Consider the following 24417-nt stretch of genomic DNA (forward strand, 5'->3'; position numbering starts at 1 on the left):
GTAGCTATATAAGTATATTATATATCAAGAAAGCTGATTTTACAATCTTAGCTATTTAACTCTTTGACTATTTTGTCCATATCTATATGCTCCTCAATATGAGATGCAAACTCTTTTATGGCTTTGGCTTTGAACTTTTTAAAGTTGTAGCCTTTGTAGTTAGGATTTATCTCGCTAAAGAGCATCTCTCTTATTTCATCGCTATCAAACAGACCGTGGATGAAAGTTCCATAGAGATTTTCTTTAGACTTGCATCTCTTCTTTGCGATGCCGTTATGAATCTCATAGCCATCGACTATACATTTAAAGATTCTGTAACTACCTTTTTTTACAATCTTTTCTTTCTGGAAAGTCACATCGCCTTTTAGTCGTCCGAAGCCTTTTGTAATCTCTGCATCTGACTCAACTTTATCTGGGTCTAAAATACGCTCAAACATCATCTCGTAACCACCACAGATAGCAACTACTTTTTGCTCCGTAGAACTAAGTTTCTCTTCAAAACCACGCTCACGTAACCAAGCCAAATCATCCACAACTCTTTTACTTCCTGGAAGAACAACTAAGTCACAAGTCGCCATATCTCCAGCGTTTGAGATGAAAGAGAGTTCTACTTCTCTATCAACTACGAGAGGCTCAAAATCTGTAAAGTTACTGATGTGAGGAAGCTTGATAACTCCGACTTTGATGATAGCATCTCTAGTATCCTGAACATAGTTCATAATCGACTCGCTGTCTTCAAACCCAAGGTTAAAAGGTTTAAAAGGAACAACTCCAAGAACAGGAATCTTAAACTTTTTTTCTATGATTTTAACACCCTTATCAAAAAGGCTCATATCTCCCTGAAACTTGTTTACGATGACACCAATGACATTCTTCTGCAGTTTTTTTGGAAGTAGGTGATATACCCCATAGATGGACGCAAAAACACCACCTCTTTGTATGTCGGCAACTAAGATGATTTTTGTGTTAAACTCATCTGCAATGTAAATGTTAGATAGGTCTTTATCCATCAAGTTTAGCTCAACTGGACTACCTGCACCTTCAGCTACGATGCAACCGTATTGCTTTTGAAGTTTTAAAAATGCACGTTTGACATGTGGCCGAAGAGTTTTGATATCACGGTAATAATCCCAAACATCTTTGTCCCCAACACTCTTACCATTTACAATCATGTGGGCTTTTGACTTTCCACCTGACTTTAGTAAAATAGGATTCATATCCGGAGTAGTTTTCAGTCCAATCGCTCGTGCGGCAAAATACTGAGGAATAGCAATCTCACCACCAGCATCTGTAACTTGTGAATTGTTAGAAACATTCTGAGCTTTGAAAGGTGCAACGCTAACACCACGATGGTGAAGCAAGTAAGTTATGGCAAAAGAGAGAGTAGATTTTCCAGCATCACTGCTTGTTCCGAATATGCTAACAGAATTCATTTAGTGCCTTTTTTAGTTTGTTATGAGCCTTAGAGTCTTTGACTGCGAAGCGTAGATAGTCATTTGTCAAAAAGTCAAAACTTCCACAAGTCCGCACTAGTATTTTATGATGTAGTAGATGCTCAAATATCTCTTTGGATTTTTCTGATTTTACCATTACAAAGTTAGAGTCACTTTTGTAGATTTTACTAAAAAGTTTTGAACCTATCAAAATACGAAGAAGTTCTTTTTTGTGTCTTTTGTGAAGCTTCCTGCTTTGCTCGTCAAAGTCTTTGTCTTTAAGTCTTTCTTCTAAGAATTCTGCATCGTATGCTGAGAGGTTCCACATTGGTGTTTTTAGCATTTGAACATTCTCTTTATTTGAAAATATTGCACCAATTCTCACTCCGCCACAGCCATAAAATTTAGTAAATGATTGGATTATATAGAGTTTTTTGTAAGAATCGATTTGGTTTCTCAAAGATTTGAGGTTTTGGAACTCTAAAAACGATTCATCAAGAACAACTGTACACTTCTGCTTTTTCCAGATGCCAAAAAGCTTAGCTAAAGAGTAGTGTTTTGCATCGGGGGTGGAAGGATTTACAAAGACTACTATGGAACCTTTTTTTGGCTTTTTGTAGAGGTTTTTAAAGCGGTTTATTTTGATGATTTTCTTATCATTTGGTACTGCTTTTTCATACTCTCCATACAGAGGCGCATAGAGGTAAACTCTCTTCTCCCTCAAGTGTTTAAACAGCTCAAAAATAGCAGAAGTTGCTCCGTTGTAAAGAGTGATTTGAGACTTTTTTATCTCGTACTTTTTTGTAATTGTTTTTTTTAAAGAGCTGTAATTTGAGTCTGGATACTTAACTAACATGTTATTTGTAGGTGTTATGGTTATGCTTGGATGGTAGCTGTTTATGTTTGAGGAGAAGTCAATAATCTCCCCAGATTTACAGCCTAATTCTTTTGCGTATTTATAAATATTTGCACCGTGTTTCATTTTAGTAATTCTTTTGCTCTTGAAGTGTTTTTATACTCATGGACTCTTTTTAGTGCGAAGAAATTTGCAGCAAATTTCATCTTTTCTTTGACAACTTTTTTACTCAGTTTTTTAGGTGCGTGTTGGTTGTAGTTTTTCAAAAAAAGATTTATATAGTAATCGTGACGCTCTCTTGCATCAAAACCTACAAGTGTAACTGCAACGTCATAAGCAAAAGTTCCGCATGATGAATCTATGAAATCTATTACTCCGATTTTTCTGCCGTTGAAAATGGTGTTGTCTTTAAAAATATCTCCATGAATGATAGCCTCGTGTTTATGAGTAAAATTTTTCAGGAACTCAAATCTTTTGTAGTAAGCAAAGAAATTTTCTTTTACATACTTTAAAGATTGAGTTACTTCATCTTCGATGATTCTGTTGGAGTCGCATCTCATTTTTGAAGTCTGAGAGTGCATCTTTGCCAAAAATCTACCAAGAGCTTGGATGTGATAGCTTTTAGTATTTGTTGGCTGTTTGCCTTCTAGTTTTTCGTAGATGTACCAGCCGTAATTGCTATCAAGACAGGCAGGAACATTTAGCCCGACTGATTTTAACTCATTAAGCAGTTTTATATCCAGCTCTATTTTACGCGTAATATCTCGCTCATATCTTTTTAGAATATAACCAGTTGTCTCGTTGTGAATTATGTAAGTCGTGTCGATGATGCCAGATATAGTTGGTTTTATTTCTGTGAAACCGTAAGATGGGAAAAGCTGGTTTAACTCATGAAGTGAGAGTTGTGTCTTTACGCCCATGAGTTCTCCACTACACATTCGTCTAATGATTTTTCTTTTTTCCATTTTAGAGTTTTTAGTTCAGGTTCTTGGCAAAATTCATTTACATAACCAAGACAGAGGTAGGCTATGAGCTGAGTGTTTCTTGGAGCGTTTAGAGTCTTTAAAACTTTCTCTTCATCCAAGATGCTAACCCAGCCAAGCCCGATGTCTAAAGCTCTTGCCATCAGCCACATGTTCTCAATTGCACAGACGACACTATATTCACCCATTTTATACATACTTGTCATTCCAAGCGTAGGATTTTCTAAGCTTTCATATAAAACAGCGATGTTTATGGGTGCTTCTTTGATACCTTCTAGTTTTAGGCTTTTGTATATCTGGCTGTCCTTGAAGATCTCTTTTGCTTTTGTGTTTTCGCACACGAAATTTTGATGTATATTTTCTTTTATATTTTCATCTTTTATGAGCACAAATTTCCAAGGCTGAGAGTAACCCACAGATGGAGCTGAGATGCCGGCTTCTAAGATGAGTTCTATTTTTTCATCTTCTATGGCTTCATTTAAAAATCTGTTTCCGCGAACATCTCGTCTGCTTTTCATGATGTTTAGCAAAGTCTGTGCATCTTCTTTTGTAAAGGTCACTTTCTGCTCCTAGAGATTATCAGGTAGATAAAAAATGGTCCACCGATAAGAGCTGTAACTATCCCGATAGGGAGTTCACTTTGAGTCTGCAGACCTCTTGTGATAGTGTCACAAAAGACTAAGAAAAAACCACCAAATAGTGCCGTTTTAACTATGCGTTTGTTGACAGTTTCGGGGTGAAGTTTTGAGACTATATGAGGAACTACAAGCCCCACAAAACCGATAGGACCGCTGATGCTCACAAGTGTTCCTATGGCAAAAGATGAGACTATGAGAAGTGTCAAAGTCGTCTTTTTTGTGTTTACCCCGCGAAGCGTGGCACTCTCATCTGAGATGCTAAGAAGTTGTAGTTCGTAGCGGTAGAGATAGATAGCCAAGAAAAGTATGAACGCTATGATGCCCACACTAATGGGATGCATCCAGCCGATGATGGAGAGTGAACCCATGGTAAAGCGCAGAAGTATATCGTTTTGCATCGTGTCGCCAAGGTAAAAAACTACCATAAGTGCAGAGGTGTAAAAGAGTGAAAGAGCGATACCTAAAAGCAGAAGTGACTCAAAGTGTGAGTGCTTTAAAAACTTCGCTAGATAGATGAGTAGAAACACGGTTAGCATAGCTCCCATAAAACCAAAGATACTAACAGCAGCGATGCCAAAAACAAGACTTCCGAGTCCCAGTTTTATGGCAACTCCTGCACCCAAAACTGCACCGCTCGAGATGCCCAGAGTATATGGAGTCATAAGTGCATTTCTAAATAGTGTCTGAAAAAGAAGACCACTAAGTGCTAATATAGTTCCAGCAGCAAATGCAAACAAAACTCGTGGAACTCTTAGGTCAAAAAAGATAGAGTGCTGAAGTGTTCCAGATGTGAAAACCTCACTAAAGTTTAGTGAGACTGCGCCGATAAACGGAGATGCCATAAGTACCAAAAATAGTAAAAACCAAACAAGATACTTACTCATACTTCACCGCCAAAGCTTCAAACTCAACACCGTAAAGCTCTTGCAAAGTAGATGAGTTGAAGAACTCTTCTTTCTCCGCAAAATAAGTCGCATCCGAGTCTTTTATGAAAAGTGTAGGAGAGTCGATGAAAGATGCCAGATGCAAGTCATGTGTGATGAGTATAACTTGATGATAATCTTTTAAACCCTTTATGTGTTGCGCGATTATCTTAGCATTATGTGGGTCTAGGTTAGCAGTCGGTTCATCAAAGATGATGATTTTACTCTGCGCTGCCAGTGCTCCTGCAATGAGGACGAGTTGAGCCTCCCCCGAGCTTAGAGAGTTTAGAGTGTGCTTTTTCAGATGCGAGATCTTTAAAAATTCCAGAGTGTTTTGAGATATCTTTTTGTCTTTGTCTGAGTAGTCAAGAAAGTTCTTTTTGTGAGCAAATCTGCCAAGAAGTACAAACTCTTCAACACTGATAAAAGGGTCATAGACTTCGAGTTTTGCAGGGATATATGAGACGACTTGCGCGCGCTCTTTTAGTGTCATCTCTTTGATATTTTTATCATTCATGCTAACACTTCCCTCATACTCTATGAGGTTACAAAGTGCCTTTGCCAAAGTGCTTTTTCCAGAACCATTTGCTCCAAGGATGCTTAGATGATTATCAACACTTAACGAGATATCTTTTAGTATGCTTTTATCGTCATACTTAACACTGAGAGCATCTAGTCTAATCATGAATATCCAGCTTTTTAGTTTCACTATTATACACAACATACGAAGCATAGGGAATGGAGATGCCAAAGGCTTCTTCAAGGCTTATATCTTTTAGAGTGGTGATAAAAGTTTTAATTACACCACTGTGAGTAACAAGTAAAATATTTTCTTTTTTTAGCGTTGGAAGATACTCAAAGATAAACTTCTTTACTCTTAAAGTGTATTCCTCAACATCTTCTCCATCTAAAGCATTTAGCCACTGCTCAAAATTTATATATTGTATTTCGTTTTGGGCGATAATAGCATCAAAACTAAGTCCCTCATGTTTGCCCCATGATTTTTCTCTTAGCTCTTTTGTGTAGATAACATCGTCAGAGTTTATAAACTGTTTTAGAGTCTCTTTAGTACGAATAAGGTCAGAGCAAAAGATGGCATCAAAATCAGATGTATTGAAGTGCTTTGCTAAAGCTTTGGCATCTGCATAACCTTTTTCGGATAGCCCGATATCTAGATGCCCGTTGTAGCATCCGATGTAAGGCTCTTTGACTTCTCCGTGGCGTACAAGAGTTATAGTCATAGAGCAAGACCAAGGAGGATAGCGTTTAGTAAAATAAGCTCAGTTATTTCAATAGTAAAGCCGTAGATATCACCGCTAAAACCACCGTAGCGTCTGATGAAAAAAGTTTTGATAAGAGACAAAACTAAAAGACTAAGTACAAAAAGACCAAGTGTTGAGATGCTAAGAAGTGTCACGTATATGAAAGCTATAAGAACCTGCTTCCCTTTTAGTTCCTCTTTTGCTAAAGTTCCCATCCCGTTTTGGCTGATGTATGGGAAAAAGTAAATCGCCAATACTGCGTTAAAACGAGAAAGCAGAAGAACCACAGGCAGAAGATAAAAAGCGTCAAAAACAGCTAAAGATGAGGCTTTAAGTATCAGAAAAGTCACTGTGAATATCATGCCCATTCCACCGGTATTTGGGTCTTTCATGACTTCTAAAGCTCGCTCTTTTGAGACAAATAAACCGTCAATAGTGTCACTCAGACCATCTAGATGCAAAGCTCCTGTGAGTATTACCCAGAGAGTAAAGATGATGATGCCCAGATGTAAGTCTGTAATGTGTACTTCTAAAAGTGAGTGAGTTGTCCACAAAATGAGACCTAGTAAAAAACCTACAAGCGGGTAAAACAAAACCGCATAACCGTTTATGCCCTTGTTAAAATCGTGAACCTTGAAAAAAGGAATGCTTGTTAGCATTGAGACAGCTAGAGCGAAACCTTTGAAGAAGTTTTTCATTTTATCCTCGTTGAGATGCCGGCAATGGTATGATAGACTTCATCACATTCACTAGCAATTAGTTGAGAGAGTTTTCCGCTTGCATCTATGAAGTCACGGGAAAGTTTATTGTCAGGTATGATTCCGCTACCTACATCATTTAGAACAAAGACAATATCTTGGTTTAGCTCCAAAATTTTTGTAAGTTCTTTTTTCATATCTTCAAGTGAAAAACTGTGATAGAACATATTATTTATCCACATGCTAACACACTCTACTAACACTGGATTTTTGTTAGTCTTTATGACTTCATAGATTTTTAAAGGCTCTTCAAGAGTTTCAAAGTCATCACCTCTATTTTCTATGTGGGCATCTATACGCTCTTTCATCCCTGCATCTACAAACTCGGTAGTCGCCAGATAAGTAGGTTTTGTAATAGAGTTTTTTAGTATATGCTTTTGAGCGTTTATAGATTTTCCGCTTTTAATGCCACCGATAAATAGAGTTTTCATTTTTAACCTACATGCTGTATATCAGAAGCTCAATCGCATCTAATAATTCTTTGTTTGTTGTACCGTTTGTGTTGGCGTAGGCAAGAGCAGCACCTGCTCCAACGCCCTCTTTAGCCTCTCCTTCATCATAGAGTTTGAGTACAGGAATCTCAGTATCTGCAAATGAGAAGCTTGTATGAACAGCGTGAGGAGTGTAACTTAGAAGAGAGAGAATATGTTTGATGTCTGAGTTTTCATCGTTGGCTACCCATGAGGTAGTAGCAAGTGTAATATTGTCGCTTTTTATTCTCATAAGAACGTCTTCTTTTAGTTTGTCTGCCACTAAAAGACAAGCCGCCATCTGAGTTCCACCGGCTAAAACTACATGAAATCTTCTTGAAGCTTCTAGAAGAAAACCTGCATAAAAGATAAGCATATTGTCACTAACAAGAGAGAGCTTTTCAAAGTTAGTCATATCTTCATCCAAGAGAGAAAGTGCTTCGTTAATAGTTTTCTCTTTGATAGAATCTGGAGAGTTTAAAAAGCTCGAAGAGAAATCATTTCTACAGTCATATCCTAAAGCTAATGCTGTGGTGGTAGCGGTAGTAGTTCCGCCAGGAGTACTCTCTGCTAAGATGAGATAGTTTCCTTTTAGCTCGTAGTTTTTTCCTGCAATCATCCCTTTTTCGAACACAGTTCTTGCATCTATATTTGCTCCAGATGCAACTGAGCCTGAAGGATAGATGTCAAAGCTCTGAATAGGTGTTTTTTGCGGAACCGCATCTAGACCAAGGTTTAATACTTCTATGTTAGAGTAGGGTGTAAGCTTATGTACTGCTCTAGTAATAAGTGCAGGAGTCGGTACACCTTTTGGAGTCTCTGCAAGCTCAGGCATAGAGAATACTTTTTCATTTGTTATAAACTCAGCATCTAGAGTCGGTGTAAGAGGAATCTTTCCTGGAATACCGGCTTGTGTAATGCCCTCTATCTCACATGTTCGTGTAACAGAAGCAGCTAGTAAAAAGTCTGCCTTTCCCTCTGGAAGAGAGTCTGGTTGGTTTGTAAATATATTGAGCGTTTTCATACTTAGTTTCCTAGTCTGTAATTTTTGTTCATCTCAGTTGAAAGTTTCTTTATAGTTAGAGCTACTCTGTGAGATGGGATATGCAGGTAGTTTTCATCTACTATGGAGATATTGTTGTTTCTCGAAGCATTTGTCGGAATGCTTTGCCAAGCTTTGAGTGCTTTTATTACATCTACATTTGGTTCTGTCGCATGTGAATGCAAAATGATAATCTGATCTGGATTAATTGCTATGATATTTTCATAACTTAGAACAGGCTGTTCAGTTGAGGTCGTTATATAAGCATTTGTATTTCCGCTAAGTCTTATAATATCTTCAAAAAAGATACCGTGTCCCGCTATATAAATAGATGAACGCAGGTCGTCTCTAAGTCCGTAGACTATCATGACAGAGTGAGGTGTTTTGTTCTTTGAAGCGTTTTTTATCTCATTGTCTATCTCTTTAATGAGTTTTATGTTTGAGTTAGAGTTTATCTCTTTTGCAACTGCATTTATGGATTTTTTTATATTTTCTATAGTATTTAGGTTTAGCATCACGGTCTTGATTTTAAAGTATTTTAGTTTGTCTAAAGTACCTTGATTGAAGTCTTGACCAACTACTACAGTCGGTGCAAGGGCGAGAATCTTTTCTATATTTGGATTTGAATAGTTTCCAACTATAGGAAGATTTTGTGCTTCTTTTGGATGCAGGGAATATGTAGATGTTCCCACAAGAGAGCTTCCCTTATCCAGTGCATAAACTATCTCAGTGATAGATGGGCTAAGAGAGATGATTCTCTCATTTGCCCATAGGTTTAGTGTGAAAAACAGTATGAAAAGAAAAGTTTTTATACTCATAACACAACCTTTAGTATTTTAGTTTGAATCCAACAATAGCAGTTCTTGTAAAGTTTATAGGGTAGATGTTGTCATTCTCTATCCATAAACCATTTTTCTGATTAAAAAGATTGTTTATTTTAGCAAAAACTTCCCAACTTTTCATTGTGTATGTTGCAGAGATGTCTGTGCTCATATAAGCATCTTGCTTTTGAGAGAAGTTGTTGTTAAAGTCATCTGCCGCATAAGTTTCTGAGCGGTAAACCTGAGTCACAGAGATAGTGCTAAATTTATTTGGTAAAAAGCCTAGAGTCGCTTTTATGTTGTGATCTGAAACACCGGGAAGATGATTTCCTGCATAGTTATCTGAACCTTCTTTTTCTTCATCTATAATGGCTTGAATATAGTTGTAGTTTAGAGCAATATTCCATTTTTCTGTTATGAGCCATTTGTCATATATGTCAAGGCCGTATTTATGTGATTTGTCTATGTTTGTATTGTCGCCTGTCCAAGGACCTGTTTTATGATAGTAAATCTCATCTTTGAGATCAATATAAAAAGCAGATATTTTAAATTTGTTATTTGAGACAATATGATTAAAACCAATGCTGTAATTGTTTGCCTGAGCTGGATTAACATAACCTGTAAATGCACCTGTAGTCCAGTTAAAGAGTCTGTCTAAGTCCGCTGATTGATAAGAGTGAGCATAGTTAATGAAGAGAGATTTTTCTTTGTCATAAGAGTAGTTATATCCAAGTTCCGCACCATGAAGCGTGTCGTCTTGATTATCTCCTCCTCTGCTCTCAAATGAGACTTTTTCATATCTGTAACCTGCTTTTATGACACTGTTGCCAAGTTCAAAATTACTCATAATGTATCCGGCATTATTTCTCTTTGTAATTTCGTTAGTAGCACTTGTTCTGTCGTTGTTGTAGTTGTCATAACCTACAGAGAGTTTTAAAAAGTCACTCTCATAGTTTATTTTTGCTTTGATAGAGTCGTAAACATAATAAGCTGGATTAGATGTACCATATTTAGATTTTTTGTTCTCTCTTGTGGCATCTGCATTGAAGTTTAGTTTATCACTTATGTCATAGCCTAAACCAGCGTTGAATGCATCTGTATCATAAGATTGTTTTACAGAATAAGCACCTTTTTGAGTAGGGTCATCATTGTACTGAGCCTCAGTTAGTCCACTTGCATAGATCATCTTTGTTCTTGCACTTGTCGCTCCGGCTCTTAGTTCCAAGGCTTCTATAGGATTGTATAAGAGATTGAATGTACCGGTAGTGAGTTTACTTTCATCTTTGTTCCCTGCAGAGTCAATGTTACGGATACCATCATTCTTTTGTGCTTCACCACTTGCAGAAATAGCTAGTTTATCGCCTTTGTGACCAAGATAAAATGAACCGTCAAAAGTTCCGTAACTTCCGCCATAAATAGTAAACTCTTTGTCATTACTTTTTTTAGTAGTGATGTTGATAACACCCGCATTTGCACCGTCTCCGCCAACAACGATACCGCTTGATTTTATGATTTCAATACGGCTGATAGATGCCGGAGAAATAGATGAAAGTAGTTGAGACACCATATCTACGTTGTTTAGTCTTCTGCCATTTACATTGATGACTATGTTTTGGTAACCATCAGTAATGCCAAATCCGCGCATATCTATCTTTTGGGCAAAAGGATTTCCATATCCAGGCATAGTAATAACAGAAGTCTGAGAATTTAAAAACTCATAGACATTTCTTACATGAGCTTTTTCTATATCTTTTTGTGTATATATTTCTACTGCATCTGTAGATTTTAACTCATCAGTTTTTATGGCAGTTGATGTGATGCTCAGGGGTTCCAGAACAACTGTTTTTGCATCAGTAGCGTGAAGTGAGCTTAAAAAAGCAACTAGAATTATTGAAAATTTTATAGTATTTTGCATTGTCGACCTTAATCTTTTGTATAGTTTTTTGTATATTGTGTAGAAAGATTAAGCTGCGGGGGGAGAGGCTATTTTTATAGTTAGCGGTTTTCCACTTAGAGTTGATGCAGATGCACACATCGCCACAATTTTTTGTTGTGATACATGGGCTTGTATTGCTGCTAGTGAGAAGTAATTCTTACCAAAACCTTTAGGTTGCATCTGCGTTATTATCTCTTTATTGAATTTTCATCTAATTGTAGTCAAATACTTTTAATTCTCAATGAAAAGGGGATAAATGAATGTTAAATTTATTTTTTTTGAGATACAATCTAAAGACACTAAAAACAACAGTAGGTATGCAGCATGAATAAAGAGCACTTTGATAGTCTAATAAAGAGTACTAAAAAACTCAGTATACTCTATGTTGAAGATGATAAACTTGCTAGAGACTCTACGCTAAAATTTTTAGAAACATTTTTTTTAAAGATAGATATTGCAGTAGATGGTGAACAGGCCTATGCAAAAAAACAGCTAAAAAAATATGACATAATCATTACAGATATAAATATGCCAAAGTTAAATGGTATAGAACTTATAGAAAAAATTCGCAAACATGATGCATCTACCCCTATCCTAATTCTTTCAGCTTATGATGACAGAGACTATTTTGTGCAAAGTATAAAGTTTGGTGTAGACGGCTATATTTTAAAGCCTGTAGAGTTAGGACAGTTTAACACTATCATCTCAAAGATAGTAAAGAGAATAGATCTGGAGAGATCTCTTTCAGAGTACCAAAACAACTTAGAGCAAAAAGTAGAAGAGAAGACTAGAGAGCTTAGATACAGATGTTACCATGAGTTTCACACTGACCTGCCAAACTCTCAACAACTTCAAGCAGATATACTGAAAAAAGATTTTAGTTATATTCTGCTTTTAGATATCTCACACTTCTCTACTATAAATAAAGAGTATGGAAAAGTCTTTGCAAATCATGTTCTAGTAAGAACAGCCCGCATGTTAGAGTACCATATACATAAAAAAGCAAAACTCTATAAAATAGAATCAGACAGATTTGTCATAATGTTAAAAGATGCAACCTCAGAAGATGTGCATGAGTACTGTAATCAGATAGTTGCATTTTTTGATAATAAAAATGTAAAAGTTGATGAGGCTGAGTTAAGCATCACCTTTAATATCGGTGTTGCAAAAATACAAGATGATATAACAGAGACTCTTATCAACTGCGAATATGCACTAGATAAGTCTAAAGATCTTGGAAGTAGAAGATACGAAGTATTTGATGATGAAATCAGCTGTTTTAGAGATGAAAAAGAGGCTATTAGATGGTTAAGAACAACAAGAATGCTGATCTTAGAAGACAAGATAGAGCCATATTTCCAACCAATACAGGATATAAAAACTAATGAGATACTAAAGTATGAGGTTTTAGCCAGAGGTATCTTAGGCGATAGAATAGTATCTCCTATATACTTTATACCTCCAGCTGAAAAACTTGGACTTATTACCTCAATAACCAGAATCATGATAAATAAAAGTTTTGCATTTTTTCAAGATAAAACACATCAATTTTCAATAAATATCACAGAACGAGATCTGCTGGAGAGCTATCTGGTGGATTTTTTAAATGAGAAGATGGCGACATATAACATCTCTGCAGATAGAGTTACATTTGAGATACTTGAAAACATAACCTTAGTAAAAAACAATGCAAAAATAACAGAGCAGTTAAACGGACTAAGAGCTATGGGATTTAAAATTGCTATAGATGATTTTGGAATTGAGAATTCAAACTTTAGCAGACTTTTAGAGATAAATTTAGACTTCATAAAAATAGATGGAGTCTTTATAAGAAATCTAAAAGAAAATGCTAGAAACAGGACTATTACTAAAGCCATCGTAAATCTATCTAAGACTTTAGGTATTAAAACTATTGCTGAGTTTGTAGAAGATGAAGATATTTATAACATTATTAAAGAGTGTGGTATTGACTATGCTCAAGGTTATTATATAGGTAAACCAGAGGCTGTATTAATCAGCTAAAGAAAACTTATTTGGGTCTAGTGTTATTTTAAACCTAGCACCTTCTTGAGTGTTAAAACACTCTATGGACCCTAAACAGTGGTTCTCTATGATAGTTTTACTCATATATAGACCCAAACCTGTTCCGCTTTTTTTATCTTTTGTTGAGAAGTAAGGATCAAAGATTTTGGACAATATTTCTACATCTATTCCTCTGGCATTATCTGAAACTTCAAAAATGGCATCTGTACCATGCCTATATGTTTTAATCTCTATTAGGCCATGGCTGATTCCATTTTCTATAATCGCATCTTCAGCATTTTTAATCAGATTTAAAATAACCTGCTTAAACTCATTTTCATAGATGCAAAGCTCATCTTTAAAATCATTATGTATGACTAAGATTGTGTCGTGATCTTGAAGAGATGTTTTAACGATTTGAACAGTGTCATCTATAATATTTTCAAAAGTTGTTTTTGTAACCACCTTGGAATCTTTAAAGAAGTTTCTAAAATCATTAATAGTGAGACTAAGATGCTGTGAATATGCTTGAATATCTTTTATGCCTGCAGTAAATACAGGCTGATCATAATCATCCATAATAAGCTTTAACTCTAGTGTAGATGCAGTCGAAGAGATAGCGGCTAATGGTTGTCTCCATTGGTGAGCAATCATACTTAGCATCTCACCCATTTGTGCCATTTTACTCTGCTGAAGCATATGTAGTTCTTTCTCTTTAGCTTGAGTTATTGCTTTTGAAGTTTCATTTTTTAGGTTTATAAATTCATCTTGAAGTTGATCATTCGCATCAAGTAACTCTTTTTCTCTCTTTGCTAAAATATAAGATAAATATATTACTAAAACAAAGCCTATGATGGAGATGAAAATAAGCATGTTGTCTCTAGCTTCTAGGTTTGACTCAATAACATCCTCAAGAGAAGTTATAACTTCGATTACTCCCCTTTTGTCACCTAGTTTCCATTTGTCCTCTGTCCATGTTCTTTGGGGATGTGAATTGTGACAATCTACACAAGCCTGGTCAGTCATAAAGTCAGTTACTGCAACTCTTAAAACAGGTTTATCATCTATAAAATCCTTTTTTATGTAGATACCGTCATCACTATTTTTAGTATATTCTATTGCTTCTTTTTGAAATTCACTTAGTTCTCTCATCTTTCTAAAGGCAAAAGGGTATTCACTGTAAAGATTGTACTTTATTCCACTGTTATCGCTAAATATTCTACTTAGATCATGCAGAGCAGTTGCTGGAAGTGGCAGAGAGTTATTTAGACCCTTGTGGTCATAACTAAACTGCATATTTGGTGCATACTTTTTAATATCTTTTACAACAGCATCTACATAATAAGCACGTGTTAGTTTCATCTGCTCAACAGCGGTAATAGAGTGTTTTGTGGCCATTTTAATAGAATTTTTTTCTGTAATATATGGAATGTAAAAGAAAACAGTTATATAAGTGGCAAGAGAGGCTAATATGATAGGCGTGATGATTTTACTATCGCGAAGAATTTTTAGTGCTGAGTTTATTTTTTTATTCATTATCTTCATTAGTGAGGCATTATATATATGTTGTACTTAAAGTTGTTTTATATCTGCTAAACTATCATTTATGAAACTCTCACACTTAATACAAATAAAAAACTATCTACAAAAATTTCAAAAAATTTCAGCAATATATAGAGTAAGTGACACAATAGTCAAAGTATCATTCGATAGAGACGATGAAATCTTCTTTGAGATGCAACGCTCAAACTCTAAGATGTTTAGATGCAGCTCTTATGCCCGCTCAAAAGTTTATAATGCTCCATTTGATGTGCTTTTAGCAAAACGATTTAATCGTGCAAATATTTTGAGTGTAGAACTTATAAATGAAGATAAAATCTTAAGATTTAAAACCTCAATCAGTTCTGCATACAAAGAGGAAACAACATTACTGCAGTTTGAATTTACAGGTAAATATACAAATGTAATCATTTTAGATGAAAATGAAGTGGTACTTGAAGCTCTTCGTCATGTTGATCTCTTTTCTTCATTTCGTGAAGTAAGGGTTGGACAGAAGCTACTGAATGTCCCAACTGCTCCATTTATAGCAAAAGAGTACCCGCTAGAAGATGTAGAAAAGTTTTTGCATGATGAGTATGCTCAAGATATTGAGGATAAACTAGGATCTCTAAAAAAGCAAAAACTCTCTTTTCTTGGTAAAAAGCTAAAAAAATTGCAAAAATTGTACGATGTGCTTGAAGATGAAGAAAAACTTGAAGCTGAGGTGCAAATGTGTCAGCATCATGGAAACTTACTTTTAGCAAATATTCATAATATTAAGCCATATAAAAAGAGCATAGAGGTGAGTGACTATGACGGAACTCCTGTTACAATAGAGTTTCACAAAGACTTCTCAAGCCCCGCACAGATGGCAAATTCTCTATTTACAAGAAGTAAAAAAGCTAAACAAAAAGTATCGCATCTGCATATAGAAAAAGAGTCTCTTAATTCTAAAATAGAGCATATGAAACTATTTATGTCTGCTGTAGAAGAGGCAAAAGATATAGCCAAGATACAACTCTTGTTCCCAAAAAAGATTCAATCGAAAAAGATAAAAACAAATGATTCTATAGAGACTTTCTGGATAGATGGTTATAAAATTCAGCTTGGCAAAAATGAAAAGGGTAATGTAGAAGTCCTTAAAAATGCAAGAGCAAAAGATATTTGGGTTCATATGAAAGATAGACCATCAGCTCACGTAATCATCACAACAGATAAGCAAAATATCCCTATGAATATCATCGAAGGGGCTGGAAGATTGTGTGTTGATTTTACAATAGCTCAAAAAGATAAGTTTTTGGTCGATTATACTCCTAGACGAGAAGTTACTATTCAAAGTGGTGCGAGTGTGCTTTATAATAAATATAAAACTATCGAGATAGATACACGGTGATAGTAGATTAAAGTGAGGAGGATGTTATGTCAATTGGAGCGATAGGAAGTGCTGTTTTTACTAATCAGATGACTGCTAATGTGTCCTCTGTGCAAAATGCTCATAATAATCGTGTGGATTTTCAAAATATGGTTGCGCAAGCGGCTGCTCAAGAGAAAGACGAGAAGGTTCTTGAAGTCCGTCCAACTGAAGAAAATCATGAAGTTGATCCAGATCGTGAACATGAAAAAAATGAAGCTGATCAAGAGACTGCCAGAAGTAAACATGAAGAACATGAGAGTGAAGAAGAGGAAAAAAAGAGTGAGTTTCCAATTCATAAACTAGATATTAAAGTCTGATTTGGTATAATCCTTTCAAAGGAAACTCATGGGATTTTTAAAAGCACTTACCTCAAGTAAAGAGAGAACTGTTACTGGTCTTTCGCTGATAGCAGTCGTTTTAATTATTGGTTTTATTGATAATTTTTTTCTTATGTGGGCAGTTCTTGGAGCTGTTTATCTAGTAGCATTTGGCGAGGCGGTGAAACTTTTTCAAGTTGAAAAAGACTCATTGACGATTTATGCTGTTGGCATCTGGCTTCTGGCTGGTGTCTATCCCTATGGCGATGACCTCTTTGTTTTGGCCGGTGTTGCTTATGCAAGTGCTGTGGCTTTTGACAAAGAACTTAAATGGAATGACTTTTTTCCTTTTATCTACCCCACAGCAGGAATGCTGTTTATCTTCACAATGTATCAAGAATACGGAGTACTTTCATTATTGTGGCTTTTAGTAGTTGTTGCAATGACTGATGTCGGGGCTTACGCTGTAGGAAAAAGCATCGGAAAAACTCCTTTTTGTGAGACTAGTCCAAACAAGACTATGGAAGGCGTAGTCGGTGGCATTATAGTTGCTACTTTCAGTGGTATGTTTGTAGGGCTTAGTATTGTTGACTTAGGTGTTGCTTTTATCATCTCTTTTATGGTTGCGACTAGCTCTATTTTTGGAGATCTTTTTGAGAGTAGCCTCAAAAGAGCTGCCGGTGTAAAAGACAGTGGAGATATACTTCCAGGTCATGGTGGTGCTCTTGACAGAATAGATGGTTACCTCTTTGGTGCTATTGTTATGCTTGTGCTTCTGAGAGGACTTGTGTAGTTTGGTACTGCTAGGCTCAACAGGTTCTATAGGTGTAAATACACTCGAAGTAGCTAAAAAATTTAACATAGATGTTGAAGTCTTAGTCTGTGGAAAAAATATAGAACTATTAAACAAACAGATTTTAGAACACTCTCCTAAAGTTGTTGTAATCGCAGATGCCCATGACATACACAAAGTAAATCACTCTAATGTATTTTCAGGCTCAGATGCTATTTTAAAAGTTATAGAAGATTCAAGTTCGGAGTTAGTTGTAAATGCGCTTGTTGGTTTTTTGGGTCTTCGTCCGACACTCACAGCTCTGGGTTGCGGTAAAAAAATAGCTCTTGCAAATAAAGAATCATTAGTCGCTTGCGGTGATTTTATAGATGTAAGTAGAATCCAGCCAATAGACTCTGAGCACTTTGGTCTTTGGTACCTGATGCAAGATAGACCTGTTGAGAAGATGATTATCACTGCATCTGGCGGAGCATTTCGTGATTGGGATATAAATAAACTTCAAAATGCTACTCTAGCAGATACTCAAAAACATCCAAACTGGTCAATGGGACAAAAGATTACAATAGATTCTGCCACTATGGTAAATAAGATGTTTGAGTTATTAGAAGCCAGATGGCTCTTTGGAAAGGGTGAGTACGATGCAATCATTGAGACAAAGTCGCTTATTCATGCACTAATTGATTTTAAAGATGGCTCAACTACGGCACACTTTGCTCATGCTTCTATGCAGCTTCCAATCGCTTATGCACTTGATGAAAAGATGAATGAGAATATCTTAGGGCATGTTGACTTGCTAAAAGTCGGCTCTTTAGAGTTTCGTGAAATCACTACTGATAGATATCCAGTTTGGCAGATTAGAGAAGAGTTGCTTAAAAATCCATCTCGTGGGGTTGTAGTAAATGCAGCAAATGAAGCAGCGATCCAGAAGTTTATAAATAAAGAGATAGGCTTTATGGATATCAGTAAGACTATAATAGAGGCTTTTGAGAAGTTTACAGAGATGCCAAAAAATGTTGATGATGTATTTGACATAGATGCTCAAGTTCGTAGAGAAATTGGGAAAAGAAAATAATGACTAATCAAGTTGAGAAAGCTACGAGTGGTGGTGACTTACTCACTTGGGGCATAATGTTTGGTCTGCTTGTGATAGTAGCTGCAGGTTTAGCTATTTGGGATATAAAAAGTAGAAAGGAATAGGGCTATGATATTAAGCATAGAAAGCTCATGTGATGATAGCGCCATTGCAATTACAGATATAAAAACAAAAAAACTTCTTTTTCATAAAAAAATATCTCAAGAACTTGAGCACTCTATTTATGGTGGAGTTGTTCCAGAACTAGCTGCCAGACTTCATGCTGAAGCACTACCAAAGATACTTGCAGAGTGTGAGCCATACTTTAAAGATTTAAAAGCAGTAGCAGTTACATCAACTCCAGGTTTAGCTGTAACACTTGTCGAAGGGGTGACTATGGCTAAGGCTGTGTCTGTTGCTTTAGGCATTCCCCTTATAGGGGTTAATCATCTTGTGGGACACATCTACTCTCTTTTTATAGATAAAGAAACACGGTTCCCTTTGACTGTTCTTTTAGTATCGGGTGGACATACTCAAGTTATGGAAGTAAAATCATTGCAAGAGATAAAAACTGTTGCTAAAAGTATGGATGACAGTTTTGGAGAGAGTTTTGACAAGTGTGCAAAGATGATGGGGCTTGGCTACCCTGGTGGACCGCTTATAGAAGAATTGGCAAAAGATGGAGATAGAAAAAAGTATGATTTTACAATTCCTCTTTCGCAATCAAAACTGATTGCGTTCTCATACTCAGGACTTAAAAATGCAGTTAGGCTTGCAGTTGAAAAAGGTAGTGAAGAAGACTATAAAGATATAGCCGCTTCATTTGAGCATATTGCGACTATGCATCTGACTCAGAAATTAAAAAAGTATTTTAAAACTGTTCAACCAAAAACTTTTGCAATAGTCGGTGGAGCAAGTGCTAACTTGTATCTTCGCTCACAGATTCAAGAACTTTTAAGGCCTCATGGAGCAGATTTACTTCTTAGTGAACTAAAATATTGTTCTGACAATGCAGCTATGATAGGTAGAGTAGCAGTTGAAATGTATGATAAAAAAATGTTTAGTAATATGCAAGACCTAGATATATCTCCAAGAAGTAGTATATAATACTACAGACTAAAGCATTTAAACCCTTTAGCAAGGTTAGATTAAGAGAGTTAGTGTGAGAGATAATCTTAAGTGAAACTTAGTTAAAAACACAATAAATCTAAATAAGAGTATTTTTATCCGATTTGACTTATAATTCTCTTGTCCAATTAATAAATCACGAAAACGTGATTAACTTTTTACTCAGCAAAACTGAAGTAACAAAGTAAAATAAAAAAATAAAAAAATTAAGGAGCCAAAATGGCAACAGTAACATTCAAAAACGACATCGTATGTAATTTAGCAGGTAACGAAATCAATGTAGGTGATACAGCACCAGTAACAACAGTAGTAAACTGTAACCCAATGCTTCAAAATGAGCAAATCGGTGGAGAAGGTAAAGTTCAATTAGTTGTAGCAGTACCATCTTTAGATACAGGTGTTTGTGACGCTGAAACAAGAAGATTTAACACTGAAGCAGCAGCTTTATCAGGTGTTGAAGTTATTACTGTTTCTATGGATTTACCATTTGCATCTGCTAGATGGTGTGGAGCAGCTGGAATTGAAAACTTAAAAGTTTGTTCTGACTTCAGAAACAAAGATTTCGCTAACGCTTATGGTGTTCTTTTAGCTGATGGTCCTTTAGCTGGTATCACTGCAAGAGTTATTTTTGTAATTGGTAAAGATGGAAAAGTTTCTTACAAGCAAGTTGTTCCAGAAATTACAACTGAGCCTAACTACGAAGAAGCTATCGCTGCTGCAAAAGCTGCACTTTAATCAACACTCCTTAGACATTTTAGGTAATTTTCAAAAGCTACTTTCTTCCCCTGTAGTAGCTTTTGGCGCCTTTGGTGCCAAAACGAAGTGAGCCGATAACTCATTTTATTCTTCCTCCTTTTTTAGGGCTTCGGCCCTAATATTTATCTCTTTAAGTTTACTACTAAAACACTCTGATATAATTGTATAAAACAACATTGGAGATTTTAAATGAAAAAAATTTTTACAGCCTTGACGTGTGCAGGTCTTTTAGCCTCAACTGTTAGTGCAGATTTTGGAAGAGTTGAGATGGGTGTTGGTGCCTGGGCACAAAAAACTAGTGGTAAGATTAGCTACACTGATAATGGAGCAAACGGTACATATACATCAAGCGAAAAAGATGTTTCTCAGCTTTATGTATGGGCACTAATAAAACATCCTATACCAGTTGTTCCTAACCTTAGATTGGAATATGTAGCTTTAGAAGATAAAGGTACTGCTACTGGTCAGTTTAAAGATTTTAATATCGGTGGGGTTAGTACTACTATGGCTTATGACATGAAACAATACGATATTATTCCATACTACAACATCTTGGATAATACTGCATGGATTACTCTTGATCTTGGTTTAGATATTAAAGTAGTTGAAGCGTCATACAATGCAGCTCCACAAACTCCTTTTACTGGTTATAGCGGCAGTGAGACAATAGCTCTACCACTTCTTTATGTTAGAGGTCGTGTTGAGATTCCTTCAACTAATATTGGTATTGAAGCAGATGTGAAATATGTGACATATAGTTCAAGTACTGTCTATGATGCTCGTGCAAAAATTGATTATACTTTAGATTTTATACCTGTAGTTCAGCCGGCAATAGAAGTTGGCTATAGAGTTCAAAAAATTGATCTTGCAGATGATAGTTCTTTAAATGTTGATTTAGAGTTTTCAGGTGTTTATGCAGGTTTAATGCTTCGTTTCTAAAAAATAGTCTAAATTAAGAGGCTAAAAAAAGCCTCTTAATTATAGTGTTTTTAATTTTTCGTAGAGTTTATACGGAGTTACACCTAAGGCTTCTGCCGCTTCTTTCATTTTAGTATCAGACGATGCTTTAAAGCCTTGTTTTTCTAAAAATTCTATAGACTTTTCCAAACTTATTTTATTAAGACTTGCTAGCTCATCCAGTGTTCTGCGTCCTAAAAAATCTATTTTTTCATCATTTGAATTTTGCTTTGGTCTTATTATGTCATAAATTACTTTTGAAGCAATTCCATTTTCTTTTGATATTTCCAATAGTGTCTGCTCTATTGAATCTACTTTAATATTACTGTCTTTTAAGAGTTTTACAGCGTTATCAGTATCTGCACCTATTCTTTTTGAAAAAGATTTTAAAGAAGATTCTTCTGCGTGTCCATATGGCGGTGAACCATATTCTTTCTCCCAATAAGATTTGATATCATCATTTAAATCAAGTACACTCTGAAAAGGCTGGATGCCACTTAATGTCCCTGCTACAAAAAGTATGTTGAGGCCAAGTGCGATTAAAAGTTCTTTTTTGAACAGTGTAATCTTCTTTGCACTATCTCTCATGTAGCTTACAAGCGGCTTCCAATTGTAATATATATGCCAAATTGTTACAACTAAAAAAAGAATCATCGAAGTTATATGAATATCACCGTATTGAGTCTTAGTAAGTCCAAACATCTGCCAGTTAGCCCAATAAGCAATCTTGCCCTTTGGAACAATATAGAGCATTATGCCAGTGATACTCATAACAAGAAACGAAAAAGCAAGTGTTAATGAGATAATCTTTTTCATTACAATTTTATTGTCCATTTAGCGATTACTTCCCTGACCACGTCCCATACCTTGACCACGTCCACCTTTTCGGTTTGCTTGGTGGGTTTGAAATTCTTCTTTATCAATGTTCCCATCAGCGTTTGCATCTATATCATTAAATTTAGGTGCATTATCGGCATTACGCATCATACGACCAGATTCAGCTTGTTTTTGCATACGTTTTTCTTGAGTAAAGTTAAACTCTTTTTGAGTGATTTTACCATTACCATCAGTGTCAAAATCTGAATATGACGGCATTGTATTTGCCGGTACTATAGCTAGAGCGCCCGTAACTATTAATGTTACTATAAGTAAAGTTTTCATCTTAAACTCCTTGTTTTTTATCTATATGTGCATATTTTATAATGTTAATATTAACGAAATCTTAACCTAAATACCTCTTGTCTAAGATTACAACTTCACACTCTAGTGAGATACCGAACTCATCAAGCACCCTTTTTTGAGCCTCTTCAATTAGAAAGATGGCATCTTCAAAAATACCACCTCCACAGTTAACTAAAAAGTTTGCATGTTCAGTGCTAAACTCCATTCCGCCAACTCTTTTTCCCTTTAATCCAACAGCTTCTATTAGTCTTCCGGCATAATCACCCTCTGGATTTTTAAAGCAGCTTCCAGCACTTGGAATACTTGGTTGGTTTGAACGCATCTTTTTAAACAGCGCTACTTTTTCTTCATCAAAACCATACTCAAGAGCAAAGGTAGCTTCTAAAATAGGCTCTTTTATATTTGTAAATCTGTACCCAAAAGTTATATCATCTTTGTGCAGGGCGGCTTTAGTTGTTTTAATGCTAATCAGATAGTTAAATATTTCATACTCTTTAAGTCCAGCGTTCATATATACCAAACCGCCAAGAGTTCCAGGTAGATGTGAAATAAATTCAAAGTTTGCGATATTGTGTTTTTTACAAAATGAGGCTATTTTCCCTGAAGGGGTTGCTGCGCCAATTTTAAGTACGCTGTCTTCTATTTTTATATAGTCGTAACTTTTTGAAAGTTTCATGAGTTTTGGAGGTTGTGTCCCCATAAGAATGTTGTTACAAGATCCTATGAGAAAGTGTTGTGGGGTCAAGTCATTTGGATTTTCTAAAAGAGAAACTTCAAGAGTATCTCCAATATTTATGGAAGAGAATTTGGAAAAGTCTATTTTTTTCGTTTTCATCACTCTATGAATTCTGGCATCATATTGAAGATATTGGTCGCAAAGTCGGTCATAGAGTTTAGCATCCAAGGCATAGTCAAGATTATAACTATAACAACACCAATAATCTTAGGAATAAAAGAAAGAGTCATCTCGTTAATCTGAGTTGTAGCTTGAAATATACTAACTGCCAAACCTACGAGCATACCTGTTAAAAGACCAGGAAGAGCTAATAAAAGAGCGATCTTAAATGTTTCAATTCCTAGTGCAATTAATTTGGCTTCCATGACGCTATGAGTTCCTAAGCTCTTTGTACTCAGTAGGAATCATAAAATCTTCTACTTTAACTTGTGAGTCATAAAAACCATGTTTGTGTCCAAGTTCAAACAGTTTGTCTATTGCTTTGTATTGAATATCACTTAGAGTGATTGAGTCGTCATTTGCATAAAGCTCTAAGTATTTATCTAGTGTCGGAGCATCTATACGTACTAAATCACGTTCAATTAGCATTTTAGAAAGTCTATCTTTGTGATCTCTTGCAACTTGAACCGCTTTAGTAAGAGTTGCTTCATATTCAATAGCTTTATTTAGAGGAAGTGAGCGGCGAATTGCCATACCACCAAGAGGAAGAGGAAGTTCATCTCCGGCTAGTTCTTGCCAGATATCCCACATCTCACGTTCTACTTCAAGAGCATTATCATAAGTCAAAATGCTCTCATGAATTAAAACGCCTGCATCTACATTGCCATCAAGAACAGCTTGCTCAATCTCTAAAAAGTTCATATAAGTAACTCTTGCGTCAGGATAAGCTATGCGAAAAAGCATCGCATTTGTAGTGTGTTTTCCACTAAGTGCAACCTTAAAGTTACGTTTTAGTTTTACACCTTTTTTCTTGATGAGTTTTGGTCCATAACCTTCACCAAAACTTACAGCAGTTCTTAGCGGTGCATATTCTTCTTTTATGTGCGGATAGAGAGCAAAGCTTATAGCAACAATGTCATAAACACCGTTTAGTGCATCTTCATTTAGTGTTTGGATATCTTTAGCAATGTTATCAAATAGGGTGTTTTTCATATCAACCCAGCCAAATTTGATAGCATAATACATGAAGATATCATCAGCATCTGGGGAGTGTGCAATTAAAGTTCTTTTCATAAAGTTGATTTTAGCCAAAAAGGGATAAAATCTCACTAATTTGTATATAGAATATTTTGTATAAAAAGAAGTTGGCAAAATAATATGACAATATGTCATATTATTTATAAAGCATCGAAAAATTACCTATAATTACTCAAAATTTA

General features: G+C 35.7%; 28 protein-coding genes. 9 read left to right on the forward strand and 19 right to left on the reverse strand.

Annotated elements, in window-relative coordinates:
• Positions 1-47: 47 nt before the first annotated feature.
• Genes SMGD1_RS06690 through SMGD1_RS14715 form a run of 13 tightly spaced genes read right to left on the reverse strand, consistent with a single transcriptional unit; the run spans position 48 to position 11302 of the window.
• A complete protein-coding gene (locus tag SMGD1_RS06690) occupies positions 48-1433 on the reverse strand; it encodes a cobyric acid synthase (RefSeq protein WP_008336716.1) in 1386 nt (461 codons plus the stop codon).
• A complete protein-coding gene (locus tag SMGD1_RS06695; protein WP_008336637.1) occupies positions 1420-2415 on the reverse strand; it encodes an aminotransferase class I/II-fold pyridoxal phosphate-dependent enzyme in 996 nt (331 codons plus the stop codon). Before SMGD1_RS06695 ends, SMGD1_RS06690 begins: the two co-directional genes overlap by 14 nt.
• On the reverse strand, positions 2412-3254 hold the full coding sequence (locus tag SMGD1_RS06700; RefSeq protein WP_241761453.1) for a phosphotransferase: 843 nt from the start codon (positions 3252-3254) through the stop codon (positions 2412-2414). Before SMGD1_RS06700 ends, SMGD1_RS06695 begins: the two co-directional genes overlap by 4 nt.
• Positions 3200-3832: a 5,6-dimethylbenzimidazole synthase gene (gene bluB / locus SMGD1_RS06705; protein WP_008335801.1), complete on the reverse strand. Its 633-nt coding sequence runs from the start codon at positions 3830-3832 to the stop codon at positions 3200-3202. The genes SMGD1_RS06700 and bluB overlap by 55 nt, the downstream gene beginning before the upstream one ends.
• A complete protein-coding gene (locus tag SMGD1_RS06710) occupies positions 3829-4794 on the reverse strand; it encodes a FecCD family ABC transporter permease (protein WP_008335466.1) in 966 nt (321 codons plus the stop codon). The genes bluB and SMGD1_RS06710 overlap by 4 nt, the downstream gene beginning before the upstream one ends.
• Positions 4787-5518, reverse strand: coding sequence for an ABC transporter ATP-binding protein (locus tag SMGD1_RS06715; RefSeq protein WP_008336503.1), 732 nt, complete (start codon positions 5516-5518; stop codon positions 4787-4789). The genes SMGD1_RS06710 and SMGD1_RS06715 overlap by 8 nt, the downstream gene beginning before the upstream one ends.
• Positions 5511-6074: a histidine phosphatase family protein gene (locus SMGD1_RS06720; protein WP_008335423.1), complete on the reverse strand. Its 564-nt coding sequence runs from the start codon at positions 6072-6074 to the stop codon at positions 5511-5513. Before SMGD1_RS06720 ends, SMGD1_RS06715 begins: the two co-directional genes overlap by 8 nt.
• The gene (locus SMGD1_RS06725) at positions 6071-6793 is read right to left on the reverse strand and encodes an adenosylcobinamide-GDP ribazoletransferase (RefSeq protein ID WP_008335655.1); all 723 of its coding nucleotides are present in this window, start codon (positions 6791-6793) and stop codon (positions 6071-6073) included. The genes SMGD1_RS06720 and SMGD1_RS06725 overlap by 4 nt, the downstream gene beginning before the upstream one ends.
• Positions 6790-7284: a bifunctional adenosylcobinamide kinase/adenosylcobinamide-phosphate guanylyltransferase gene (locus SMGD1_RS06730; RefSeq protein WP_008336179.1), complete on the reverse strand. Its 495-nt coding sequence runs from the start codon at positions 7282-7284 to the stop codon at positions 6790-6792. Before SMGD1_RS06730 ends, SMGD1_RS06725 begins: the two co-directional genes overlap by 4 nt.
• A gap of 7 nt (positions 7285-7291) precedes the next feature.
• Positions 7292-8347 (reverse strand): nicotinate-nucleotide--dimethylbenzimidazole phosphoribosyltransferase, encoded by a 1056-nt coding sequence (locus tag SMGD1_RS06735; RefSeq protein ID WP_008336891.1) that lies wholly within the window; start codon positions 8345-8347, stop codon positions 7292-7294.
• 2 nt (positions 8348-8349) lie between these two features.
• On the reverse strand, positions 8350-9183 hold the full coding sequence (locus SMGD1_RS06740) for an ABC transporter substrate-binding protein (protein ID WP_008335594.1): 834 nt from the start codon (positions 9181-9183) through the stop codon (positions 8350-8352).
• 10 nt (positions 9184-9193) lie between these two features.
• Complete coding sequence (locus tag SMGD1_RS06745; RefSeq protein WP_008336229.1) at positions 9194-11101, reverse strand: TonB-dependent receptor plug domain-containing protein; 1908 nt, start codon at positions 11099-11101, stop codon at positions 9194-9196.
• Between the two features lie 48 nt (positions 11102-11149).
• Entirely contained in the window at positions 11150-11302 is a 153-nt protein-coding gene (locus SMGD1_RS14715; RefSeq protein ID WP_008335333.1) for a hypothetical protein, read from the reverse strand.
• Positions 11303-11446: 144 nt separating this feature from the next.
• Here SMGD1_RS14715 and SMGD1_RS06750 point away from each other — a divergent pair, with 144 nt between their 5' ends.
• Complete coding sequence (locus SMGD1_RS06750) at positions 11447-13144, forward strand: EAL domain-containing protein (protein ID WP_008336302.1); 1698 nt, start codon at positions 11447-11449, stop codon at positions 13142-13144.
• On the opposite strand, the gene SMGD1_RS14480 is transcribed toward SMGD1_RS06750, so the two are convergent.
• A complete protein-coding gene (locus tag SMGD1_RS14480; RefSeq protein WP_008340982.1) occupies positions 13133-14680 on the reverse strand; it encodes an ATP-binding protein in 1548 nt (515 codons plus the stop codon). The genes SMGD1_RS06750 and SMGD1_RS14480 overlap by 12 nt on opposite strands.
• A 70-nt stretch (positions 14681-14750) precedes the next feature.
• Between SMGD1_RS14480 and SMGD1_RS06760 the strand changes: the two genes are divergently transcribed.
• The 8 genes from SMGD1_RS06760 (at position 14751) to SMGD1_RS06790 (ending at position 21102) form a co-directional block, all read left to right on the forward strand.
• On the forward strand, positions 14751-16076 hold the full coding sequence (locus SMGD1_RS06760) for an NFACT family protein (protein ID WP_008335464.1): 1326 nt from the start codon (positions 14751-14753) through the stop codon (positions 16074-16076).
• A gap of 26 nt (positions 16077-16102) precedes the next feature.
• The gene (locus SMGD1_RS06765; protein ID WP_008335577.1) at positions 16103-16414 is read left to right on the forward strand and encodes a hypothetical protein; all 312 of its coding nucleotides are present in this window, start codon (positions 16103-16105) and stop codon (positions 16412-16414) included.
• A gap of 28 nt (positions 16415-16442) precedes the next feature.
• Entirely contained in the window at positions 16443-17207 is a 765-nt protein-coding gene (locus SMGD1_RS06770) for a phosphatidate cytidylyltransferase (protein WP_008336815.1), read from the forward strand.
• 1 nt (position 17208) lies between these two features.
• Positions 17209-18279, forward strand: coding sequence for a 1-deoxy-D-xylulose-5-phosphate reductoisomerase (gene dxr / locus SMGD1_RS06775; RefSeq protein ID WP_008335431.1), 1071 nt, complete (start codon positions 17209-17211; stop codon positions 18277-18279).
• On the forward strand, positions 18279-18404 hold the full coding sequence (locus SMGD1_RS15040; RefSeq protein WP_008340985.1) for a hypothetical protein: 126 nt from the start codon (positions 18279-18281) through the stop codon (positions 18402-18404). The genes dxr and SMGD1_RS15040 overlap by 1 nt, the downstream gene beginning before the upstream one ends.
• Before the next feature lie 4 nt (positions 18405-18408).
• Positions 18409-19386, forward strand: a complete 978-nt coding sequence (gene tsaD, locus SMGD1_RS06780) for a tRNA (adenosine(37)-N6)-threonylcarbamoyltransferase complex transferase subunit TsaD (RefSeq protein ID WP_008334950.1) — start codon at positions 18409-18411, stop codon at positions 19384-19386.
• A 240-nt stretch (positions 19387-19626) separates the two neighbouring features.
• The gene (tpx, locus tag SMGD1_RS06785; protein ID WP_008336515.1) at positions 19627-20142 is read left to right on the forward strand and encodes a thiol peroxidase; all 516 of its coding nucleotides are present in this window, start codon (positions 19627-19629) and stop codon (positions 20140-20142) included.
• A gap of 210 nt (positions 20143-20352) precedes the next feature.
• On the forward strand, positions 20353-21102 hold the full coding sequence (locus tag SMGD1_RS06790) for a TIGR04219 family outer membrane beta-barrel protein (protein WP_008335778.1): 750 nt from the start codon (positions 20353-20355) through the stop codon (positions 21100-21102).
• Positions 21103-21141: 39 nt separating this feature from the next.
• Here the strand turns inward: SMGD1_RS06790 and SMGD1_RS06795 are convergent, their stop codons facing one another.
• From SMGD1_RS06795 to SMGD1_RS06815, 5 genes are all read right to left on the reverse strand, one after another.
• Positions 21142-21954, reverse strand: coding sequence for a DUF4405 domain-containing protein (locus SMGD1_RS06795; RefSeq protein WP_008335363.1), 813 nt, complete (start codon positions 21952-21954; stop codon positions 21142-21144).
• On the reverse strand, positions 21955-22281 hold the full coding sequence (locus tag SMGD1_RS06800; protein ID WP_008340988.1) for an EF-hand domain-containing protein: 327 nt from the start codon (positions 22279-22281) through the stop codon (positions 21955-21957). It lies immediately after the preceding gene.
• Between the two features lie 61 nt (positions 22282-22342).
• Positions 22343-23137 (reverse strand): UDP-N-acetylmuramate dehydrogenase, encoded by a 795-nt coding sequence (locus SMGD1_RS06805; RefSeq protein ID WP_008336733.1) that lies wholly within the window; start codon positions 23135-23137, stop codon positions 22343-22345.
• A complete protein-coding gene (gene fliQ / locus SMGD1_RS06810) occupies positions 23137-23403 on the reverse strand; it encodes a flagellar biosynthesis protein FliQ (RefSeq protein ID WP_008335285.1) in 267 nt (88 codons plus the stop codon). The genes SMGD1_RS06805 and fliQ overlap by 1 nt, the downstream gene beginning before the upstream one ends.
• A 4-nt stretch (positions 23404-23407) precedes the next feature.
• On the reverse strand, positions 23408-24271 hold the full coding sequence (locus SMGD1_RS06815) for a menaquinone biosynthesis family protein (RefSeq protein ID WP_171801005.1): 864 nt from the start codon (positions 24269-24271) through the stop codon (positions 23408-23410).
• Positions 24272-24417 lie beyond the last annotated feature (146 nt).

The organism is Sulfurimonas gotlandica GD1 (assembly GCF_000242915.1).
GTDB classification, from domain to species: domain Bacteria; phylum Campylobacterota; class Campylobacteria; order Campylobacterales; family Sulfurimonadaceae; genus Sulfurimonas; species Sulfurimonas gotlandica.

Bases quoted from the DNA above. Each gene is read 5' to 3' on its own strand.
- SMGD1_RS06730 (WP_008336179.1), bottom strand. From the start codon at position 7,284: ATGAAAACTCTATTTATCGGTGGCATTAAAAGCGGAAAATCTATAAAC.
- SMGD1_RS06815 (WP_171801005.1), bottom strand. From the start codon at position 24,271: ATGAAAAGAACTTTAATTGCACACTCCCCAGATGCTGATGATATCTTC.
- SMGD1_RS06720 (WP_008335423.1), bottom strand. From the start codon at position 6,074: ATGACTATAACTCTTGTACGCCACGGAGAAGTCAAAGAGCCTTACATC.
- SMGD1_RS06795 (WP_008335363.1), bottom strand. From the start codon at position 21,954: ATGGACAATAAAATTGTAATGAAAAAGATTATCTCATTAACACTTGCT.
- SMGD1_RS06740 (WP_008335594.1), bottom strand. From the start codon at position 9,183: ATGAGTATAAAAACTTTTCTTTTCATACTGTTTTTCACACTAAACCTA.
- SMGD1_RS06695 (WP_008336637.1), bottom strand. From the start codon at position 2,415: ATGAAACACGGTGCAAATATTTATAAATACGCAAAAGAATTAGGCTGT.
- SMGD1_RS06690 (WP_008336716.1), bottom strand. From the start codon at position 1,433: ATGAATTCTGTTAGCATATTCGGAACAAGCAGTGATGCTGGAAAATCT.
- SMGD1_RS06700 (WP_241761453.1), bottom strand. From the start codon at position 3,254: ATGGAAAAAAGAAAAATCATTAGACGAATGTGTAGTGGAGAACTCATG.
- SMGD1_RS06735 (WP_008336891.1), bottom strand. From the start codon at position 8,347: ATGAAAACGCTCAATATATTTACAAACCAACCAGACTCTCTTCCAGAG.
- tsaD (WP_008334950.1), top strand. From the start codon at position 18,409: ATGATATTAAGCATAGAAAGCTCATGTGATGATAGCGCCATTGCAATT.
- SMGD1_RS06765 (WP_008335577.1), top strand. From the start codon at position 16,103: ATGTCAATTGGAGCGATAGGAAGTGCTGTTTTTACTAATCAGATGACT.
- SMGD1_RS06725 (WP_008335655.1), bottom strand. From the start codon at position 6,793: ATGAAAAACTTCTTCAAAGGTTTCGCTCTAGCTGTCTCAATGCTAACA.
- SMGD1_RS06770 (WP_008336815.1), top strand. From the start codon at position 16,443: ATGGGATTTTTAAAAGCACTTACCTCAAGTAAAGAGAGAACTGTTACT.
- SMGD1_RS06710 (WP_008335466.1), bottom strand. From the start codon at position 4,794: ATGAGTAAGTATCTTGTTTGGTTTTTACTATTTTTGGTACTTATGGCA.
- SMGD1_RS06790 (WP_008335778.1), top strand. From the start codon at position 20,353: ATGAAAAAAATTTTTACAGCCTTGACGTGTGCAGGTCTTTTAGCCTCA.
- SMGD1_RS14715 (WP_008335333.1), bottom strand. From the start codon at position 11,302: ATGCAACCTAAAGGTTTTGGTAAGAATTACTTCTCACTAGCAGCAATA.
- SMGD1_RS14480 (WP_008340982.1), bottom strand. From the start codon at position 14,680: ATGAATAAAAAAATAAACTCAGCACTAAAAATTCTTCGCGATAGTAAA.
- SMGD1_RS06805 (WP_008336733.1), bottom strand. From the start codon at position 23,137: ATGAAAACGAAAAAAATAGACTTTTCCAAATTCTCTTCCATAAATATT.
- SMGD1_RS06760 (WP_008335464.1), top strand. From the start codon at position 14,751: ATGAAACTCTCACACTTAATACAAATAAAAAACTATCTACAAAAATTT.
- SMGD1_RS06745 (WP_008336229.1), bottom strand. From the start codon at position 11,101: ATGCAAAATACTATAAAATTTTCAATAATTCTAGTTGCTTTTTTAAGC.
- fliQ (WP_008335285.1), bottom strand. From the start codon at position 23,403: ATGGAAGCCAAATTAATTGCACTAGGAATTGAAACATTTAAGATCGCT.
- SMGD1_RS15040 (WP_008340985.1), top strand. From the start codon at position 18,279: ATGACTAATCAAGTTGAGAAAGCTACGAGTGGTGGTGACTTACTCACT.
- tpx (WP_008336515.1), top strand. From the start codon at position 19,627: ATGGCAACAGTAACATTCAAAAACGACATCGTATGTAATTTAGCAGGT.
- SMGD1_RS06800 (WP_008340988.1), bottom strand. From the start codon at position 22,281: ATGAAAACTTTACTTATAGTAACATTAATAGTTACGGGCGCTCTAGCT.
- SMGD1_RS06715 (WP_008336503.1), bottom strand. From the start codon at position 5,518: ATGATTAGACTAGATGCTCTCAGTGTTAAGTATGACGATAAAAGCATA.
- SMGD1_RS06750 (WP_008336302.1), top strand. From the start codon at position 11,447: ATGAATAAAGAGCACTTTGATAGTCTAATAAAGAGTACTAAAAAACTC.